This window comes from Streptomyces sp. NPDC006743, from assembly GCF_040703815.1.
In the GTDB taxonomy this organism is placed as follows: domain Bacteria; phylum Actinomycetota; class Actinomycetes; order Streptomycetales; family Streptomycetaceae; genus Streptomyces.
Window position 1 is genome coordinate 128,380 of record NZ_JBEYJA010000012.1, and the last position, 18,563, is coordinate 146,942.

The window sequence follows — 18,563 nt, forward strand, 5'->3', positions numbered from 1 at the left end:
GAGTAGGCGTACAGGCGATCACGGCCTCCACCTTGCGGAGTACGCGCGGGGAGCACGGATCGGCCCTCCGGTTGACCCATGCACCTATCACACTTCCCTACTCTGGGTTACGTGCAGCGTCTCTATGACTTTCTCCGCAGGCACCCGGCATGGGTCGACGGCTTCTGGGCCCTCGTCCTGCTCGGGTTCTCCGGCCTGGGCGCGGTGAGTGTCGACGGGGCGCCGGGCCACCACGGATCGGTCCCCGCGGCGCTGGCCGTGTCCGCCGTGCTCAGCGTGGTGGTCGCGCTGCGCCGCCGCATGCCGGAGAAGATGGTGCTGCTGGCGGCGGCGACCGGCGCGGCGCAGCTGGTGCTGGACATCGAGACGACGGTCGGCGACTTCGCCATGCTGGTGATCATCTACACGGTCGCCGCGATCGGCGCCCGCTGGGCCTCCCGGTTCGCCCTGGCCGGCGGGATGAGCGCGGCGACGCTCGCGCAGATCCGCTGGCCCGAGCAGCACTCCAGCGCCGCGGGCAATGTCGCGATAGCGATCTTCACCACCGTGCCGTTCGTCCTGGCCTGGGTGCTCGGCGACTCCATGCGCACCCGCCGCGCCTACTTCGCGCAACTGGAGGAGCGGGCCGCCCGCCTGGAGAAGGAGCGCGAGGCGCAGGCCAAGGTCGCGGTCGCCGCCGAGCGCGCCCGCATCGCGCGCGAGCTGCACGACGTGGTCGCCCACAACGTGTCGGTGATGGTGGTGCAGGCCGACGGCGCCGCCTACGTCATGGACGCCGCGCCCGACCAGGCCAGGAAGGCCCTGGAGACCATCTCCTCCACCGGCCGCCAGGCCCTCGCCGAGATGCGCCGCCTGCTGGGCGTGCTGCGCACCGGCGAGCACCAGGAGGGCGGCGAGTACGTCCCGCAGCCCAACGCCGAGCAGATCGAGGACCTGGTCGAGCAGTGCCGGGGTTCCGGCCTGCCGGTCGACTTCCGGGTGGAGGGGACGCCGCGCCCGCTGCCCAGCGGCGTCGAGTTGACCGCGTACCGCATCGTGCAGGAGGCGCTCACCAACACCCGCAAGCACGGTGGCCCGAACGCGGGTGCGAGCGTGCGCCTGGTGTACTTCGACGACGGCCTCGGGCTGCTCGTCGAGGACGACGGCAAGGGCGCCCCGCACGAGCTGTACGAGGAGGGCGGCGCCGACGGACAGGGGCACGGCCTGATCGGGATGCGAGAGCGCGTGGGTATGGTCGGCGGCACGCTGGACGCGGGGCCGCGCCCCGGTGGAGGCTTCCGTATCAGTGCGCTGTTGCCGCTCAAGCCGGCGCACTGACGGCGCACCCACGCCGACGCGCGCCCCGGCCGGCACTCCGCACACCCGCTCCGACCAGCCGCCCCGCCCGCCCACCGCCACCGCACCCGGCCCCTGCGCCGCCCGCTGCCCCACTCGACGGAAGAGGACCCCCCCATGACGATCCGCGTGATGCTCGTCGACGACCAGGTGCTGCTGCGCACCGGATTCCGGATGGTGCTCGCCGCCCAGCCGGACATGGAGGTCGTCGCCGAGGCGGGTGACGGCGTGGAGGCCCTCCAGGTGCTGCGGGCCACCGCGGTCGACGTGGTGCTGATGGACGTGCGCATGCCGAAGCTGGACGGGGTGGAGACCACCCGCCGCATCTGCTCGGAGCCGAACCCGCCCAAGGTGCTGATCCTGACCACCTTCGACCTCGACGAGTACGCCTTCTCCGGGCTGAAGGCGGGCGCCTCCGGGTTCATGCTCAAGGACGTGCCGCCCGGTGACCTGCTCGCCGCGATCCGCGCCGTGCACAGCGGTGACGCCGTGGTGGCGCCCTCCACCACGCGCCGTCTGCTCGACCGGTTCGCCCCGATGCTGCCCGCGGGCGGCCAGGAGCCCCAGCACAAGGAGCTGCAGCGGCTCACCGAACGCGAGCGCGAGGTGATGATCCTGGTCGCGCAGGGCCTGTCCAACGGAGAGATCGCCGCCCGGCTGGTGCTGTCCGAGGCCACGGTGAAGACCCACGTGGGCCGCATCCTCACCAAACTGGGCCTGCGCGACCGCGTACAGGTGGTGGTCCTCGCCTACGAGACGGGACTGGTCCGGGCCGGCGGCCACGGCTGAGGGCCGGCCCCGCCGCCGGTAGGGTCTGCGCATGCTCCTGTGGATCAACGGCCCCTTCGGGGGCGGCAAGACACAGACCGCACATGAGATCCACCGCCGCCTGGCGGGCAGCGTCATCTGCGACCCCGAGCACCTGGGCTTCGGCCTGCACCGCATGCTGCCGCCCGCGCAGCGGGGGGACTTCCAGGACCTGGTGTCCTGGCGGCAGGGCGTGGTCGAGGTGCTCGACCTGGCCCTGACCGGGCACGACGGGGTGGTGATCGCCCCCATGACCGTCACGGACCCGCGCTGCTTCGCCGAGACCGTCGGACGGCTGCGCGAACTCGGTCACGACGTACGGCACTTCACCCTGCTCGCGGAGCGCGGGACGGTCCTGAAGCGGCTGCGCGAGCGCGGCCTCGGCCACCTGCTCCCGAACGCCGCCGGGAAGAACTCGGGTTCGCGCCGGGAGAGCTGGGCCGTCCAGCGGCTCGACCACTGCCTGGAGCGGCTGCGGGAGCCGGAGTTCGCCGAGCACCTGTGGACCGACCGCACCAGTGTGCCGAAGACCGCGGACCGCATCGCCGTCCTGGCGGGCCTGACCCTGCGGCCCCACACCGGCGGCCCGCTGCGCACCCGGCTGCGGCAGGCGGGGGTCGGCATGCGGCACATCCGGTTCGACTGACCGGGAGCGGGCCGGGCCGACGGGGGCGCGGTGCCGGCCGGCCGGCCGGCACGAAGGACCGGTCCGGCCAGGGCCGTCCCCGCCGGTCCGCAGGGCCCGCCACCGGCCGGTCGGACAGCCCCCGTACGGCTAGCGGAGTATCCCTTCCAGGAAGTCGCTGCCCAGCCGGGCCACCATCGCCACGTCGAGCTGGTGGTAGACGTACCGTCCGCGGCGCCGGGTGGTGACCAGGCCCGCCTTCTTGAGCACGCTCAGGTGCCGGGATATCTCGGGCGCGGTCATGCCGTGCACCTGTGTCAGCTCGCTGGTGGTGAACGCGCTGCGGGCCAGGCTGCGGCACAGTCTCATCCGCACCGGGTGGGACAGCGCGGACATCCGCAGGGTCAGCTGCTCGACCGAGGGCGGGGCGGACAGCTCGGGGGAGGCGGCCGGGTAGTGCAGCACCGGCTGCCAGCCGTGGCGGTGCAGGACCATCAGGTGCGGCCAGCCCAGGCTCGTCGGTATCAGCAGCAGGCCGCCGTCGGCCGTGGCCGTACGGCCGTCACCGAGTTTGTCGACGGTGATCCGGCCGGCCGCCTCGTCCAGCTCGACCGCCGGGGACACCGCGGCCAGCGCCTCGGCCAGGCCCCGGCGGCGCAGCAGCTCCGTCTTGTGCCGGGCGTCCGCCGCGAGCTGGTGGCCCAGCCGGGACCAGGTCTCCGCGAAGAAGGCCTCGTCGCAGTCCTGGAGGAACTGCCGCAGCCACGCCCGGATGAGCGGCGGGTCGGCCAGCAGGCGCTCGCTGAAGCGCACCTGCTGCGGCCCGCGCGCGGCGGCCAGCTCCAGGGCCCGCCGGCGCAGCCCCGCGTCGGTGAGCGGGCCGGCGCCCGGTTCGCCGTAGGGCAGGGCGCAGGTGAACTCCAGGGCGGCGTCCACGAACTGCTCGTCGGACAGCTTGTCGAGCAGGTCCAGCTCCTCGGCGAGGGACTGGCCCGGCAGTGCCGTCCGGCCCGGCAGGCCCGCGCAGGGCAGGAACAGGTCGGAGAACGTCGTCCGCCACAGGAAGTCCGCCTCGCACATGCGGTCGGCGAGGTGCGAGTCGAGCCGGGCGGTCACGCCCGTGGCCCAGCCCTGGAGGCCCGGGTGGTGCCCCGGCTCGGACAGCGCGTGCAGCGCCATGCCCAGCTCGGCCAGGGGCGAGGGCACGGCCGCGGCCCTCTCCGGCCGCAGCCCCGTGATGTCGATGCGCACGCTCATGCCCCCATGGTGCACGCCGCCACCGACAACGCCGTCCCCGATTGACGGCCGACGTCAATCGGCGGGACATCGCGCGGGCACCGGCGCAACCTGGAACGGCCCGGGCAGCCGCGGAGCCCGTCGCCAGTCGTTGCCTGCCGTTCCCGTTCCTCCCTCTCACGTCCCCAGAAGGCGATACGCCATGAGCATCACCGAGCAGTACCTCCTCGACGTCCACCGCGCCCGGCAGCACGGCGAGCCGGAGCCCCCGGCGCCGGGCCTGAACGACCGGAGGGCGCTGCGCGAACTGCGCGAGGAACGGCGCTTCCGCGCGGTGCTCGCCGGCCGCCCGGCCCGCGGACGGCTGCGCCTCGCGCTGAGCCGGCGGCTGCGTCCGGCGGGCCGCCGGCGGCCCGCCCTGCTCCACGGCCGGCGGCTGCACCGGCCCCGCCCCGGCGGTTGCTGATCCGCCCCGGCGGTTGCTGACCTTGCGCGTCCGCCGGGCCTGCGGCACGTCAGGCACCTACTGCACCTACTGCGCCTTCTGCTCCTCCTGCGTCTTCCGCATCTTCTGCTCCTCGTGCACCTCCCGCAGCCGTGCGACGAAGTCGGCGGCGGCCGTCCTCACGTCGTCGGCCGTCCACTCCAGGCCGGCGGCGCGCACGGTCACCTCGGTGAAGGCGAGCCCGGGGCCGCCGCGGTCCCAGGGGCGGGCGAACAGCAGGGTCCCCGTCGCCTCGGCCTGGCGCACCGCCGCCTCGGCGAGCACGTCCGCGTCGTACGGCAGCCAGACCTGGAACTCGTGCGTGTGCGGCACTTCGGGATGCACACGGAACCAGGGCGCCCCGGCCGCCGTGAAGCCCTCGCGCAGCGCGGCGGCCACCACGCGCGCGTGCCGCACGTACGAGGGCAGCCGGGGCAGCTCCCGTTCGATCCCGGCCAGCGCCGACAGGGCGGTCGGGAACTGCTGGAAGACCGTGCCGCCGTACCGGTGCCGCCAGGCCTTCGCTTCCTCGATCAGCTCCCCGGGCCCGGCGAGCACGGCGCCGCCGAGCCCCTCCAGGGACTTGTAGAGCGACACGTACACGCTGTCGGCCAGGTCCGCGATCTCCGCCAGCGACCGGCCGAGATGCTCGGTGGACTCCCACAGGCGCGCACCGTCGAAGTGCACCACCGCCTCCCGCTCGCGCGCCGCCGCGACGACCTCGGTCAGCTCCTGCCAGGAGGGCAGCACGAAACCGGCGTCTCTCAGGGGCAGCTCCAGCATCAGCGTCCCGAAGGACTCGTCCAGGCCGCGCACCTCGTCGGCGGTCGGCTGCCGCGGCTGGTTGGTCACCCGCACCGGGCGCAGCCCGGAGACCTGGCTGAAGGCGTGGCGTTCGTGCACCTCCGGGTGGGAGAGGGCGTGCAGGGCCACGGCCGGGTTCCCGGTACGGGCCGCCCAGCAGCGCAGGGCGACCTGCTGCGCCATCGTGCCGGTGGGGAAGAAGACGGCGGCGTCCTTGCCGAGCAGCGCGGCGACCCGGCCCTCCAGCGCCTCGACGACGCCGCTGCCGTAGAAGTCCGCCATCTCGTCGAGGTCGTAGACGTCCCGCGTCCGGTCCAGGTCCGCGAGCCGCTCCCGGAGCGTGCCCAGATACCCGGCGCGCGCGAGCATGCGCTCCGCGCCCCGGCTCACGGCTATGCGCCGTTCCCGCAGCCGTTTGCGCCGCTCCTCGTCCGACACCGGCTCCTCCGGGCGCACGTCCCGCTCGGTGCGCTCCTGCCCCGCGCGCTCCCGCCCCGCCTCGCCGAGTCCTGCTGGGTCGTGTCCCACGGAGTCCTGTCCCACCGGGCCTTGTCCCGCCTGTTCCGTGCTGTCGCTCATGCCGTGGATCATCCCGCGCGCCGAGCGCGGAGGGTACCCGGTTTCCGTCTCCGGGCCGCCGTGGCGAAACCCACAGCCTGTGGACAACCGGACGCCTCCCGCACCGATAGCGTTAACATGACGAGAAATCGTCCGGTACCCGGAGCGGACTGGAACGGAAGGCCACTGCCGCGTGAGTACAAGCCAACAGCCAGACCCCAGGGACCGCCCCGCGCGGCTCACCATCGGCGTCGTCGGCGCCGGCCGGGTGGGCCCCGCGCTCGCCGCCTCCCTCCAGCTCGCGGGCCACCGGCCGGTGGCGGCCTCGGGCGTCTCCGCCGCCTCCAGGCGCCGGGCCGACCTGATGCTCCCCGGTGTCCCCCTGGTGGCGCCCGCCGAGGTGCTCCAGCGCGCCGACCTGGTGCTGCTGACCGTCCCCGACGACACCCTGCCCGCTCTCGTCGCGGGCCTCGCCGAGACCGGCGCCGTCCGGCCGGGCCAGCTGCTCGTGCACACCTCCGGCCGGTACGGCGCGAAGGTGCTGGACCCGGCCCTGCGCGCGGGCGCGCTGCCGCTCGCGCTGCACCCGGCGATGACCTTCACCGGCACCGCCGTGGACGTGCAGCGGCTGGCCGGGTGCTCCTTCGGCGTCACCGCCCCCGAGGAGCTGCGGCTGGCCGCCGAGGCCCTGGTCATCGAGATGGGCGGCGAGCCCGAGTGGATCGCCGAGGACATGCGGCCGCTCTACCACGCGGCGCTCGCCCTGGGCGCCAACCACCTGGTGACGCTGGTGGCGCAGTCCATGGAGCTGCTGCGGGACGCCGGTGTCGGGGCCCCCGACCGGATGCTCGGCCCGCTGCTCGGCGCCGCCCTGGACAACGCCCTGCGCTCCGGCGACGCTGCGCTGACCGGCCCCGTCGCGCGCGGCGACGCGGGCACGGTCGCGGCGCACGTCGCCGAGCTGCGCCGGCACGCCCCGCAGACGGTCTCCGGCTACCTGGCGATGGCCCGCGCCACCGCCGACCGCGCCCTCGCCCACGGCCTGCTGAAGCCTGAGCTGGCCGAGGACCTGCTGGACGTCCTGGCCGGCGGAACCGACACGTCCGGCGGCCCCGGCCGGACCGGCGGCGGCGAAGGCGAAGGGGATGCCCGATGACCCGCGCGGGGCACTCGGCGAACCGGACGGCACCGCGTCCCGCGACCGCGCGGACCGGCCGGGCGGCACCAGGGACCACGGCAACACGGACCACGGCAACACGGACCACCGCACCTTGGACCACCGCACAGCGGGCCACGGCACCGCGGACAACAGCACCGGAGTACGCACAGGAAGGCCGCCCGGTGACCCCGGCGCCCGAGAACGGAGACGCCCGATGACCACCACCCTGCTGCGCACCTCCGACGAGCTGCACGCGCGCGTGCGCACCGGCCGCCGTGCCGTCGTGATGACCATGGGCGCCCTGCACGAGGGCCACGCCACCCTGATCCGCGCCGCGCGCGCCCTCGCCGGCGGCGACGGCGAGGTCGTCGTCACCGTCTTCGTCAACCCGCTCCAGTTCGGCGCGGGCGAGGACCTCGACCGCTACCCGCGCACCCTGGACGCCGACCTCAAGCTCGCCGAGCAGGCGGGCGCCGACGTGGTGTTCGCGCCCTCCGTCGAGGAGGTCTACCCCGGCGGCGAGCCGCAGGTCCGGGTCACCGCCGGACCCATGGGCGAGCGGCTGGAGGGCGCCTCGCGCCCCGGTCACTTCGACGGCATGCTCACCGTCGTCGCCAAGCTGCTGCACCTGACCCGCCCCGACGCCGCCCTGTACGGCCAGAAGGACGCCCAGCAGCTCGCCCTGATCCGCCGCATGGTGCGCGACCTGAACTTCGGCGTGGAGATCGTCGCCGTCCCCACCGTCCGCGAGGACGACGGGCTGGCCCTGTCCAGCCGCAACCGCTACCTCTCCCCGCGGGAACGGCAGACCGCTCTCGCCCTCTCCCAGGCCCTCTTCGCCGGCCGCGACCGGCACGCCGCCCAGGAGGCCCTGCGCGCCCGGGCCCGTGAAGTGCCCTCCACGCGCGCGCGTGCCGAGGCGCTGAGCGCGCTGGGGGAGTCCCGCGCGGCAGCCGACGCGGCCGCCGTCGCCAAGGCGTCCCCCGGCGCGGCGGACGCCGTCCGCGCCGCGGCCCGGCTGGTCCTCGACGAGGCCGCCCGCCTGGACCCGCCGCTCGAACTCGACTACCTGGCCCTCGTCGACCCGTCCGACTTCACCGAGATCGGGGACGACTTCACCGGCGAGGCCGTGCTCGCCGTCGCCGCCCGGGTCGGGGCGACCCGCCTGATCGACAACCTGCCCCTCACCTTCCAGAACCCCGGGGCCCCCGGGCCCCGGGAACCCCTTGGAGCCGCCTCGTGACCAGCACAGGCATACGACTGCACGCACCCGCGCCCGGGTGGTCCATCGCCGCGGACGTCGTGGTCGTCGGCTCCGGTGTCGCCGGCCTGACCGCCGCCCTGCGCTGCGAGGCCGCGGGCCTGACCACCGTCGTCGTCACCAAGGCCCGCCTCGACGACGGCTCCACCCGCTGGGCGCAGGGCGGCATCGCCGCGGCCCTCGGCGAGGGCGACACCCCTGAACAGCATCTGGACGACACCCTGGTGGCCGGCGCCGGCCTGTGCGACCAGGAGGCGGTACGGATCCTCGTCACCGACGGTCCCGACGCCGTACGGCGCCTGATCTCCACCGGCGCGCGGTTCGACACCGACGACGAGGGCGGCATCCAGCTCACCCGCGAGGGCGGCCACCACCGGCGCCGCATCGCGCACGCGGGCGGTGACGCGACCGGCGCCGAGGTCTCCCGGGCGCTCGTCGACGCGGTCCGCGCGCGCGGGGTGCGCACCGTCGAGAACGCGCTCGTGCTGGACCTGCTGACCGACGCCGAGGGCCGCACCGCCGGCGTGACCCTGCACGTCATGGGCGAGGGCCAGCACGACGGCGTGGGCGCCGTGCACGCCCCCGCCGTGGTCCTCGCCACCGGCGGCATGGGCCAGGTCTTCTCCGCGACCACCAACCCGTCCGTGTCCACGGGCGACGGCGTGGCGCTCGCCCTGCGCGCGGGCGCGGAGGTCTCCGACCTGGAGTTCGTGCAGTTCCACCCCACCGTGCTCTTCCTGGGCGCGGACGCCGAGGGCCAGCAGCCGCTCGTCTCCGAGGCGGTGCGCGGCGAGGGCGCCCACCTGGTCGACGCCGACGGCGTGCGCTTCATGGTGGGGCAGCACGAACTGGCCGAGCTGGCGCCCCGGGACATCGTCGCCAAGGGCATCACGCGCCGCATGCAGGAGCAGGGCGCCGCGCACATGTTCCTCGACGCCCGGCACTTCGGGGCGGCGATGTGGGAGCACCGCTTCCCGACGATCCTGGCCGCCTGCCGCGCCCACGGCATCGACCCGGTCACCGAGCCGATCCCGGTCGCCCCGGCCGCCCACTACGCCTCCGGGGGCGTGCGCACCGACTCCAGCGGCAGGACCACCGTGCCCGGTCTGTACGCGTGCGGTGAGGTGGCCTGCACCGGCGTCCACGGCGCCAACCGGCTCGCCTCCAACTCCCTGCTCGAGGGGCTGGTCTACGCGGAACGGATCGCCGCCGACATCGCGCGGGAGCGGTCCGGGAACGGCCTGCACGCGCGCGTGCCGCAGCCCGTCCCGCACGCCGGGCAGCCCGCGCACCCGCTGCTCGCCCCCGAGACCCGGTTCGCGATCCAGCGCGTCATGACCGAGGGCGCGGGTGTGCTGCGCTCCGCCGCGTCCCTGGCCACGGCCGCCGACCGGCTCGAACAACTGCACGCCGAGGCCCGCGGGGCGCTGGAGGAGAACGGCAAGACCGCCGAGCCCGGCGTCGACACCTGGGAGGCCACCAACCTCCTGTGCGTGGCCCGGGTCCTGGTCGCCGCCGCCCGGCTGCGGGAGGAGACTCGCGGCTGCCACTGGCGCGAGGACCACGCCGACCGCGACGACGCCCGCTGGCGCCGCCACATCGTCGTACGGCTGAACTCCGCGCGTACGCCCCTCGTGCACACCACGGACACCGCAGACTTCCCCCCGACCCGTCCCGGGGCCACCGCGCCCCGCCGTCCCCAGGAGCAGTGACACAAGTGAGCACCGAAGACCTTCCCCTCGCCTCGAACGGAGGCTGCGGCGACGGCTGTGCCTGCGGCGCGGACGCCGACGAGGAGTACCTGGAGTGCGGGCTGGACCCCGCGCTCGCCGAGCTGCTGGCCGGTGCCGGACTCGATCCCGTGGAGGTCGAGGACATCGCAGGCGTCGCCATCCAGGAGGACCTGGCCCAAGGCGTGGACGTGACGACGGTCGCGACCATCCCCGAGGAGGCCGTGGCCACCGGCGACTTCACCGCGCGTGAGGCCGGCGTGGTGGCGGGCCTGCGCGTCGCCGAGGCGGTGCTCTCGGTGGTGTGCACGGACGAGTTCGAGGTCGAGCGGCACGTCGAGGACGGCGACCGCGTCGAGGCCGGGCAGAAGCTGCTGTCGGTCACCACGCGCACGCGCGACCTGCTGACCGCCGAGCGCAGCGCCCTCAACCTGCTGTGCCGCCTGTCGGGCATCGCCAGCGCCACGCGCGCGTGGGCGGACGCCCTGGAGGGCACCAGGACCAAGGTGCGCGACACCCGCAAGACGACGCCGGGTCTGCGGTCCCTGGAGAAGTTCGCCGTCCGGGCCGGCGGCGGCGTCAACCACCGCATGTCCCTCTCGGACGCCGCTCTGGTCAAGGACAACCACGTGGTGGCCGCCGGCGGTGTCGGGCAGGCCTTCAAGGCCGTACGGGAGGCCTTCCCGGACGTGCCGATCGAGGTCGAGGTCGACACCCTGCACCAGCTGCGCGAGGTGGTGGACGCGGGCGCCGACCTGATCCTGCTGGACAACTTCACGCCCGGTGAGTGCGAGGAGGCCGTGGCGATCGTCGACGGCCGCGCGCTCCTGGAGGCCTCGGGCCGGCTCACCCTGGGCAATGCCCGCGCCTACGCGGAGACCGGCGTCGACTTCCTGGCCGTCGGGGCCCTCACCCACTCCTCGCCGATCCTGGACATCGGCCTGGACCTGCGCGAGGCGGAGTAGGACCGGCCATGCTCCTGACCATCGACGTGGGCAACACGCACACCGTCCTCGGCCTGTTCGACGGGGAGGACATCGTCGAGCACTGGCGCATCTCCACGGACGCCCGCCGCACGGCCGACGAGCTGGCCGTGCTCCTGCAGGGCCTGATGGGCATGCACCCCCTGCTCGGCGACGAGCTGGGCGACGGCATCGACGGCATCGCGATCTGCGCGACCGTGCCGTCGGTGCTCCACGAGCTGCGCGAGGTGACCCGGCGCTACTACGGCGACGTGCCGGCCGTGCTCGTCGAGCCGGGCGTCAAGACCGGGGTGCCGATCCTGACCGACAACCCCAAGGAGGTCGGCGCGGACCGCATCATCAACGCGGTCGCGGCCGTCGAGCTGTACGGGGGTCCGGCCATCGTCGTGGACTTCGGCACGGCGACGACGTTCGACGCGGTCTCCGCGCGCGGGGAGTACATCGGCGGCGTCATCGCCCCCGGTATCGAGATCTCCGTGGACGCCCTCGGGGTCAAGGGCGCCCAGCTGCGCAAGATCGAGGTGGCCCGGCCGCGCAGCGTGATCGGCAAGAACACGGTCGAGGCCATGCAGGCGGGCATCGTCTACGGGTTCGCCGGACAGGTCGACGGCGTCGTGGGCCGCATGGCCCGCGAACTGTCCGACGACCCGGACGACGTCACCGTGATCGCGACCGGCGGGCTCGCCCCGATGGTGCTCGGCGAGTCCTCCGTGATCGACGAGCACGAACCCTGGCTGACCCTGATCGGACTGCGGCTGGTCTACGAACGCAACGTGTCCCGCATGTGACGCGGCCGCCCACGCGCGCGTGCCCGTGCCGCACCGCACAGCACGCGCGCGTGCTCGGCACGCGCACCCGCGGCTCACCCCGCATCCGTGCGCAACGCGCCTGCGCCCGCCCGGTGCGTCCGGCGCGCCTGCACGACACGCCGCTGGCCCCACGCCACACCGCACGCCACGCACGCGCCTTATGTCGAATTTGTCTGATTAGCGCGTATGGTCGGCCCTATGCCCACGCCATACGGAACCCGCGGCGGCATGGCGTTCGGCGCGGAGGAGCTGCGTGTGCTCCGCCGCGCCCTCGCCGTCGCCCTTCATCTCCGTCCCGCCCGCGCCGAGGACGTGCAGGACTGCCGCCGCCTCGCCGAGTCGCTCGACGAGGCGATGCGCGAGGGTGCCCGGCTGCGCGCGTTCCTGGTGGCCGATCTGGCCCGCTACCGTGACGCCCTGCCCGGCACGGCCGTCGGCTACCTCGCACTCCTCGAAGAGGCCCTCGGCGCCGGGTACCGGCCCGGCTCCGACGACCTCGCCGCCCTGGGCGCCCTGCGCGGCAACCCGGCCGCCGCGGCGCTCCTGCGGCGCTGCCGGCCCCGCCCCGCCGCTGCGGTGACGCCCGTCCCGGCGTCGTCCGCCCCGGCCCCGCACGGCCCGTCCACCGCGTCCGCGAGCGTCCCGTCGGTGCCCGCCTCCCGCGGTCCGCGCGAGCCGCTGGACGCTCTCGCCCCGCAGCGGCGCCCCTGCGGCCCCGCCCGGGCCCTGGGTCCGGCCCCCGTCCCCACGGTGCCCGGCGCCCGGACGGACCAGGGCGGCGGATCCGGCCAGGAGCCCGTGAAGCGGCCTGCGCCCAAGCCCGGCGAACGCCCCGCCCCCGCGCGGCCCGCTCCCGCGCAGCCCCGGCCCGCCCAGCCCGGCCCGGCGCCCGCTCCCGGGGGCGGCAAGCCCGTACGCCGTCCCGTCCCCACGCCGGGTGAGGTCTTCCCGCGGCGCAAACCGGCCCCGCCCTCCCAGGACCCGCAGCAGCGGCTGACCGCGCGACTCGCCGCGGTGTAGCGGTCCGGGCCACCCCGCCCCTGTTTGTCCCGCGGTCCTGGCTACTCTGGATCCATGGACTACGTCTCCGCACTCGTTCCGCCGATCGTGATGGCCGCTTTCTTCATCGGTCTGGTCAGGGTGATCGTGAAGACCCAGGGCGGGGCCGCCAAGGCCAAGGAGGACGCGGCCGTCGACGCCGCCATGTCCTCCGCCCGCGCCGGTCGGACCGCCGCCTCCGCGGGCACCGCCACCACGGACGCCTGACCGGGCGTACGGCCCCCAGCACGGACCCCCCGCCGTGCTGCGCGCCGTACGCCCTTTTTGTTCGCATATGGCGCCATGGCGCAGGTTCGGCACGCCATTGACCTCATCTCCCACTATGGTCTGAAGTGTGCCTCGCCCCTTGGGAGAACTCGAAGACGCGGTCATGACGCGGGTGTGGAAGTGGAACCGCCCGGTGACCGTTCGGGAAGTCCTGGAAGACCTCCAACAGGAACGGTCCATCGCCTACACCACGGTGATGACCGTTTTGGACAATCTCCATCAGAAGGGCTGGGTGCGGCGGGAAGCGGAAGGCCGTGCCTATCGATATGAGGCGGTCTCCACCCGGGCCGCCTACGCCGCCGCGCTGATGAACGAGGCCTGGTCCCAGAGCGACAACGCCGCCGCTGCTCTCGTCGCCTTCTTCGGGATGATGAGCGAGGAACAGCGTCGTGCCCTGCGGGATGCCGTACGGATCGTCGAAGGCACCCCCGAGGGAGGTACGGCGGTCCTGCGCGCACAAGGTTCCCCCGCGGAAGCGGCCGAAGGCCCCGAACGCGCCGAAGGAACCGGTACAACGGCGACGGCCGCCGGAGAAGTGACGGATACCGCCCCCGGCGCCGGCGCGCCCGCCTCCGATTCCGGCGAGCGGAACCCCGGCTCGGCACCCGACGGCACCGGGCGATAGCGTCCGTTCATGCCCGCAGAGCATCCCGTAGAGCGCCCGGCAGCACATCCCGAAGTCCCCGCAAAAGCCATCACGGTCCGGCGGGCCCGGACCAGCGATGTCCCGGCCGTGCGCCGGCTGCTGGACGACTACGCCCGCGAGCGCATCCTGCTCGACAAAGCGACGGTCACGCTTTACGAGGACATCCAAGAGTTCTGGATCGCCGAACGGGACGACAACGCCGAGGTCGTCGGCTGCGGCGCACTGCACGTGATGTGGGAAGACCTGGCGGAAGTGCGCACCCTCGCGGTGAAGCCGGGGCTCAAGGGTGCCGGTGTCGGTCACCACCTGCTGGAGAAGTTGCTGCAGACCGCGCGCTGGCTCGGCGTTCGCCGCGTTTTCTGTCTGACCTTCGAAGTCGACTTCTTCCAGAAGCACGGCTTCGTGGAGATCGGGGAGACGCCCGTCGACACGGATGTCTACGCGGAGCTGATGCGTTCCTATGACGAGGGCGTCGCGGAGTTCCTCGGTCTCGAACGGGTGAAACCGAACACCTTGGGCAACAGCCGGATGCTTCTGCATCTGTGATCGGCACAGGCGCGCGAAGAGCTGTCCGGGGGCGGGCCGGGGAAGCCGCATTCCGTCGGACCGGTCATGCCCGCGTTCCCTATGTCCGAAACGCGCATGTTTCCGGTCGGTGATGAGGGTCCGGTCTCTCCCAGGGGTTTGTGTTTTTCCCGCAAAAGCGGTTTGCTTTCCGACGTACTGCAGTACTGCATATAACAGGGGACGGCGAAACGGCGGATGCCCGACCAGCCCCGGCCCTGACGTTATCGATGAAAGGAAATCCGGTGGCACAGAAGGTTCAGGTCCTTCTTGTCGACGACCTCGACGGCGGCGAGGCGGACGAGACCGTGACGTTCGCACTGGACGGCAAGACATACGAGATCGATCTCACCACCGCCAATGCGGACAAGCTCCGCGGCCTTCTCGAGCCGTACGTCAAGAGCGGCCGGCGTACCGGTGGCCGTGCTTCGGGCGGGCGTGGAAAGGCGCGCGCGGCGGCGACGGGCGGCAGCCAGGACACCGCGCAGATCCGCGCCTGGGCGAAGGAGAACGGCTACGAGGTCAACGACCGCGGCCGTGTCCCCGCGACCATCCGCGAGGCCTACGAGAAGGCCAACGGCTGACCGAGGCCCGCACGAGGTTTCCTCACGGCAGGGGGGCCTGGGAAGGCGCCGGCGGGCGGCCGCACGCGCGCCGCAGCCGGGTCCGGTGGCACTGCGTCGCCGCCGTGTTCACCAGCCGCACGAGATCGGGGGCACCCCCGCCGCCCCCCATCGCCGGCATGGCCGGCAGCGAGGCCTCGACCTCGCGTCCCGGTTCGGGGGGCCGCAGCCACTCGGCGGCCCCCTGCGGACCAGGACGGCGGCCCCGAGGGCGCGTCCCGGGACCGGTGCCGGGCGGCGGCGGAGCGTCCATCAGCGACCCCGCGCCGAGCCCCACCAGGTCCAGGTCCAGCGCGTCCCACTCCAGCCAGCGCAGCAGCCCCGGCAGCTCCTGTGCGCTGCCCGCGGCCACCAGCAGCCGCATCCGGTCCACCTGCACCGCCACCGGGGACGCCGGCGCCGCCGGGCCGGACCCCAGATGGCGCAGCGCCGCGCGTCCGGCCTCCAGAGGCACGTCCAGGACGTCGAAGCGGTCGCCCACGACAAGTCGTACCGGTGCCCCGGGCACCGTCGCCCAGCCCAGTTCGTTCTCGTACCAGTGCCGTGCCCGGTCGCCGGGGTCGAGCGGCCGACGGGGAAGCGGGACCGGGAGAGGGATCGTGGAAAGGCTGCCGACCATGACAGTGCAACCTCCGGAAAGCGCCGGAGGTTACGCTGGGTCGCCGCACGTGCGCACACCGTGCCGGAAGCGGGGGCGCGCGGAGGCGGTGAAGGGCGCAAGGTTGTTCGCCCATAGCGGAGGGAACCGGTGCGCGCCGCATGGAGTGTCAGTCCCTGCGGGTAAGACATTGCCTAGTGGGAGGGGGCGACACGCAGGCCGCACCCGGGCAGAGGAGTCTCACGTTCGCCATCGGCGTACTGGCGACTGGGGTAACTGCCTGGCCTGCGGGAACATCGTCTCGCACCATCGGGTTGGAGCAGATGTCGGCGTTCGGGGTCAGGAGGCCATCGACGGTGTCGGCAGTTGGAATGAGCGGTCCCCGCTTGCGGGACTAAGCTGCGGAAGGACAGGGAGGGGAAGTTCCCCCCACTGCCTGACCGCTCTGAGGAGCGATTAACGATGTTCGAGAGGTTCACCGACCGCGCGCGGCGGGTTGTCGTCCTGGCTCAGGAAGAAGCCCGGATGCTCAACCACAACTACATCGGCACCGAGCACATCCTCCTGGGCCTGATCCACGAGGGTGAGGGTGTCGCCGCCAAGGCCCTTGAGAGCCTCGGGATTTCGCTCGAGGCGGTCCGCCAGCAGGTGGAGGAGATCATCGGCCAGGGCCAGCAGGCCCCGTCCGGTCACATTCCCTTCACCCCCCGTGCCAAGAAGGTCCTGGAGCTGTCGCTCCGCGAGGCCCTTCAGCTGGGCCACAACTACATCGGCACGGAGCACATCCTGCTCGGCCTGATCCGTGAGGGCGAGGGCGTCGCCGCCCAGGTCCTGGTCAAGCTGGGCGCAGACCTCAACCGGGTGCGGCAGCAGGTGATCCAGCTGCTCTCCGGTTACCAGGGCAAGGAGACCGCCACCGCCGGCGGCCCTGCCGAGGGCACCCCCTCGACGTCCCTGGTCCTCGACCAGTTCGGCCGCAACCTCACGCAGGCCGCCCGCGAGTCCAAGCTCGACCCGGTCATCGGGCGCGAGAAGGAGATCGAGCGGGTCATGCAGGTGCTGTCCCGCCGCACCAAGAACAACCCGGTGCTGATCGGTGAGCCCGGCGTCGGCAAGACCGCCGTCGTCGAGGGCCTCGCCCAGGCCATCGTCAAGGGCGAGGTGCCCGAGACCCTCAAGGACAAGCACCTCTACACCCTCGACCTCGGCGCCCTGGTCGCCGGCTCCCGCTACCGCGGTGACTTCGAGGAGCGCCTGAAGAAGGTGCTCAAGGAGATCCGCACCCGCGGCGACATCATCCTGTTCATCGACGAGCTGCACACGCTGGTCGGTGCGGGTGCCGCCGAGGGCGCCATCGACGCCGCTTCGATCCTGAAGCCGATGCTGGCCCGCGGTGAGCTGCAGACCATCGGTGCCACCACCCTGGACGAGTACCGCAAGCACCTGGAGAAGGACGCGGCCCTGGAGCGGCGCTTCCAGCCCATCCAGGTCGCCGAGCCGTCCCTGCCGCACACCATCGAGATCCTCAAGGGCCTGCGCGACCGGTACGAGGCGCACCACCGCGTCTCGATCACCGACGAGGCGCTGGTCCAGGCCGCCACCCTGGCCGACCGGTACATCTCGGACCGCTTCCTGCCGGACAAGGCGATCGACCTGATCGACGAGGCGGGCTCGCGGATGCGCATCCGCCGGATGACCGCGCCGCCGGACCTGCGCGAGTTCGACGAGAAGATCGCCGGCGTCCGCCGGGACAAGGAGTCCGCGATCGACTCGCAGGACTTCGAGAAGGCCGCCTCCCTGCGCGACAAGGAGAAGCAGCTCCTGGCCGCCAAGGCCAAGCGGGAGAAGGAGTGGAAGGCCGGCGACATGGACGTCGTCGCGGAGGTCGACGGCGAGCTGATCGCCGAGGTCCTCGCCACGGCCACCGGCATCCCGGTCTTCAAGCTGACCGAGGAGGAGTCCAGCCGTCTGCTCCGCATGGAGGACGAGCTGCACAAGCGGGTCATCGGCCAGGTCGACGCCGTCAAGGCGCTGTCCAAGGCGATCCGCCGTACGCGTGCGGGTCTGAAGGACCCCAAGCGTCCCGGTGGCTCGTTCATCTTCGCCGGTCCGTCCGGTGTCGGTAAGACCGAGCTGTCCAAGGCGCTGGCGGAGTTCCTCTTCGGTGACGAGGACGCGCTGATCTCCCTCGACATGTCGGAGTTCAGCGAGAAGCACACGGTCTCCCGCCTCTTCGGTTCGCCCCCCGGCTACGTGGGCTACGAGGAGGGCGGCCAGCTGACGGAGAAGGTGCGCCGCAAGCCGTTCTCGGTCGTCCTGTTCGACGAGGTCGAGAAGGCCCACCCGGACATCTTCAACTCGCTGCTGCAGATCCTGGAGGACGGTCGCCTGACCGACTCCCAGGGCCGGGTCGTGGACTTCAAGAACACGGTCATCATCATGACGACCAACCTCGGCACCCGGGACATCTCCAAGGGCTTCAACCTGGGCTTCGCGGCCTCGGGTGACACGAAGACCAACTACGAGCGCATGAAGAACAAGGTCTCGGACGAGCTGAAGCAGCACTTCCGGCCCGAGTTCCTCAACCGCGTCGACGACGTGGTCGTCTTCCCGCAGCTCACGCAGGAGGACATCCTGCGGATCGTCGACCTGATGATCGGCAAGGTGGACGAGCGCCTCAAGGACCGGGACATGGGCATCGAGCTGTCCCAGTCCGCCAAGGAGCTGCTGTCCAAGAAGGGCTACGACCCCGTTCTGGGCGCCCGGCCGCTGCGCCGGACGATCCAGCGCGAGATCGAGGACTCGCTGTCGGAGAAGATCCTCTTCGGCGAGCTGCGCCCCGGTCACATCGTGGTCGTGGACACCGAGGGCGAGGGCGACGAGAAGACCTTCACCTTCCGGGGTGAGGAGAAGTCGGCGCTGCCCGACGTCCCGCCGATCGAGCAGGCGGCCGGCGGAGCCGGTCCGAACCTGAGCAAGGACGCCTGACCCTTCGGGGCCGGGCGTGACACAAGG

General features: G+C 72.9%; 18 protein-coding genes. 15 read left to right on the forward strand and 3 right to left on the reverse strand.

Going from position 1 to position 18,563, the window contains the following annotated elements; all coding sequences use genetic code 11:
- The first annotated feature begins 111 nt into the window (after positions 1-111).
- The 3 genes from ABZ719_RS13545 (at position 112) to ABZ719_RS13555 (ending at position 2,788) form a co-directional block, all read left to right on the forward strand.
- On the forward strand, positions 112-1,317 hold the full coding sequence (locus tag ABZ719_RS13545; RefSeq protein WP_366725345.1) for a sensor histidine kinase: 1,206 nt from the start codon (positions 112-114) through the stop codon (positions 1,315-1,317).
- Between the two features lie 135 nt (positions 1,318-1,452).
- Entirely contained in the window at positions 1,453-2,124 is a 672-nt protein-coding gene (locus ABZ719_RS13550; RefSeq protein ID WP_366725346.1) for a response regulator transcription factor, read from the forward strand.
- A gap of 31 nt (positions 2,125-2,155) precedes the next feature.
- Positions 2,156-2,788 carry an AAA family ATPase gene (locus ABZ719_RS13555; RefSeq protein ID WP_366725347.1) on the forward strand — a complete coding sequence of 211 codons (633 nt, stop codon included), beginning with the start codon at positions 2,156-2,158 and terminating at the stop codon, positions 2,786-2,788.
- A gap of 129 nt (positions 2,789-2,917) precedes the next feature.
- Here ABZ719_RS13555 and ABZ719_RS13560 read toward each other — a convergent pair whose 3' ends face one another.
- Complete coding sequence (locus ABZ719_RS13560) at positions 2,918-4,024, reverse strand: DUF5937 family protein (RefSeq protein ID WP_037850464.1); 1,107 nt, start codon at positions 4,022-4,024, stop codon at positions 2,918-2,920.
- A gap of 181 nt (positions 4,025-4,205) precedes the next feature.
- Here ABZ719_RS13560 and ABZ719_RS13565 point away from each other — a divergent pair, with 181 nt between their 5' ends.
- A complete protein-coding gene (locus ABZ719_RS13565) occupies positions 4,206-4,469 on the forward strand; it encodes a hypothetical protein (RefSeq protein WP_366725348.1) in 264 nt (87 codons plus the stop codon).
- Between the two features lie 66 nt (positions 4,470-4,535).
- Here ABZ719_RS13565 and ABZ719_RS13570 read toward each other — a convergent pair whose 3' ends face one another.
- Positions 4,536-5,870 carry a beta-eliminating lyase-related protein gene (locus ABZ719_RS13570; protein ID WP_366725349.1) on the reverse strand — a complete coding sequence of 445 codons (1,335 nt, stop codon included), beginning with the start codon at positions 5,868-5,870 and terminating at the stop codon, positions 4,536-4,538.
- A gap of 172 nt (positions 5,871-6,042) precedes the next feature.
- On the opposite strand from ABZ719_RS13570, the gene ABZ719_RS13575 reads away from it, so the two are divergent.
- The 10 genes from ABZ719_RS13575 to ABZ719_RS13620 all read left to right on the forward strand — a co-directional run bounded on the left by ABZ719_RS13575 (position 6,043) and on the right by ABZ719_RS13620 (position 14,911).
- Positions 6,043-7,005 carry a DUF2520 domain-containing protein gene (locus ABZ719_RS13575; RefSeq protein WP_366725350.1) on the forward strand — a complete coding sequence of 321 codons (963 nt, stop codon included), beginning with the start codon at positions 6,043-6,045 and terminating at the stop codon, positions 7,003-7,005.
- Between the two features lie 217 nt (positions 7,006-7,222).
- Positions 7,223-8,251, forward strand: a complete 1,029-nt coding sequence (panC, locus tag ABZ719_RS13580) for a pantoate--beta-alanine ligase (RefSeq protein WP_366725351.1) — start codon at positions 7,223-7,225, stop codon at positions 8,249-8,251.
- On the forward strand, positions 8,248-9,981 hold the full coding sequence (locus ABZ719_RS13585) for an L-aspartate oxidase (protein WP_366725352.1): 1,734 nt from the start codon (positions 8,248-8,250) through the stop codon (positions 9,979-9,981). The genes panC and ABZ719_RS13585 overlap by 4 nt, the downstream gene beginning before the upstream one ends.
- A 5-nt stretch (positions 9,982-9,986) precedes the next feature.
- Positions 9,987-10,964 carry a carboxylating nicotinate-nucleotide diphosphorylase gene (nadC, locus tag ABZ719_RS13590; protein ID WP_366725353.1) on the forward strand — a complete coding sequence of 326 codons (978 nt, stop codon included), beginning with the start codon at positions 9,987-9,989 and terminating at the stop codon, positions 10,962-10,964.
- A gap of 8 nt (positions 10,965-10,972) precedes the next feature.
- Positions 10,973-11,770: a type III pantothenate kinase gene (locus tag ABZ719_RS13595; protein WP_366725354.1), complete on the forward strand. Its 798-nt coding sequence runs from the start codon at positions 10,973-10,975 to the stop codon at positions 11,768-11,770.
- 219 nt (positions 11,771-11,989) lie between these two features.
- Positions 11,990-12,811 carry a hypothetical protein gene (locus ABZ719_RS13600; RefSeq protein ID WP_366725355.1) on the forward strand — a complete coding sequence of 274 codons (822 nt, stop codon included), beginning with the start codon at positions 11,990-11,992 and terminating at the stop codon, positions 12,809-12,811.
- A gap of 54 nt (positions 12,812-12,865) precedes the next feature.
- Positions 12,866-13,057: a hypothetical protein gene (locus ABZ719_RS13605; protein WP_366725356.1), complete on the forward strand. Its 192-nt coding sequence runs from the start codon at positions 12,866-12,868 to the stop codon at positions 13,055-13,057.
- Between the two features lie 139 nt (positions 13,058-13,196).
- Positions 13,197-13,742: a BlaI/MecI/CopY family transcriptional regulator gene (locus tag ABZ719_RS13610; RefSeq protein WP_366725379.1), complete on the forward strand. Its 546-nt coding sequence runs from the start codon at positions 13,197-13,199 to the stop codon at positions 13,740-13,742.
- 9 nt (positions 13,743-13,751) lie between these two features.
- Positions 13,752-14,309, forward strand: a complete 558-nt coding sequence (locus ABZ719_RS13615) for an amino-acid N-acetyltransferase (protein WP_051812175.1) — start codon at positions 13,752-13,754, stop codon at positions 14,307-14,309.
- Positions 14,310-14,572: 263 nt separating this feature from the next.
- Complete coding sequence (locus ABZ719_RS13620) at positions 14,573-14,911, forward strand: Lsr2 family protein (protein ID WP_366725357.1); 339 nt, start codon at positions 14,573-14,575, stop codon at positions 14,909-14,911.
- Positions 14,912-14,933: 22 nt separating this feature from the next.
- Here ABZ719_RS13620 and ABZ719_RS13625 read toward each other — a convergent pair whose 3' ends face one another.
- Entirely contained in the window at positions 14,934-15,569 is a 636-nt protein-coding gene (locus tag ABZ719_RS13625) for an SCO3374 family protein (protein WP_366725358.1), read from the reverse strand.
- A gap of 441 nt (positions 15,570-16,010) precedes the next feature.
- Between ABZ719_RS13625 and ABZ719_RS13630 the strand changes: the two genes are divergently transcribed.
- The gene (locus tag ABZ719_RS13630; protein WP_037850435.1) at positions 16,011-18,536 is read left to right on the forward strand and encodes an ATP-dependent Clp protease ATP-binding subunit; all 2,526 of its coding nucleotides are present in this window, start codon (positions 16,011-16,013) and stop codon (positions 18,534-18,536) included.
- The last annotated feature ends 27 nt before the right edge of the window (positions 18,537-18,563 follow it).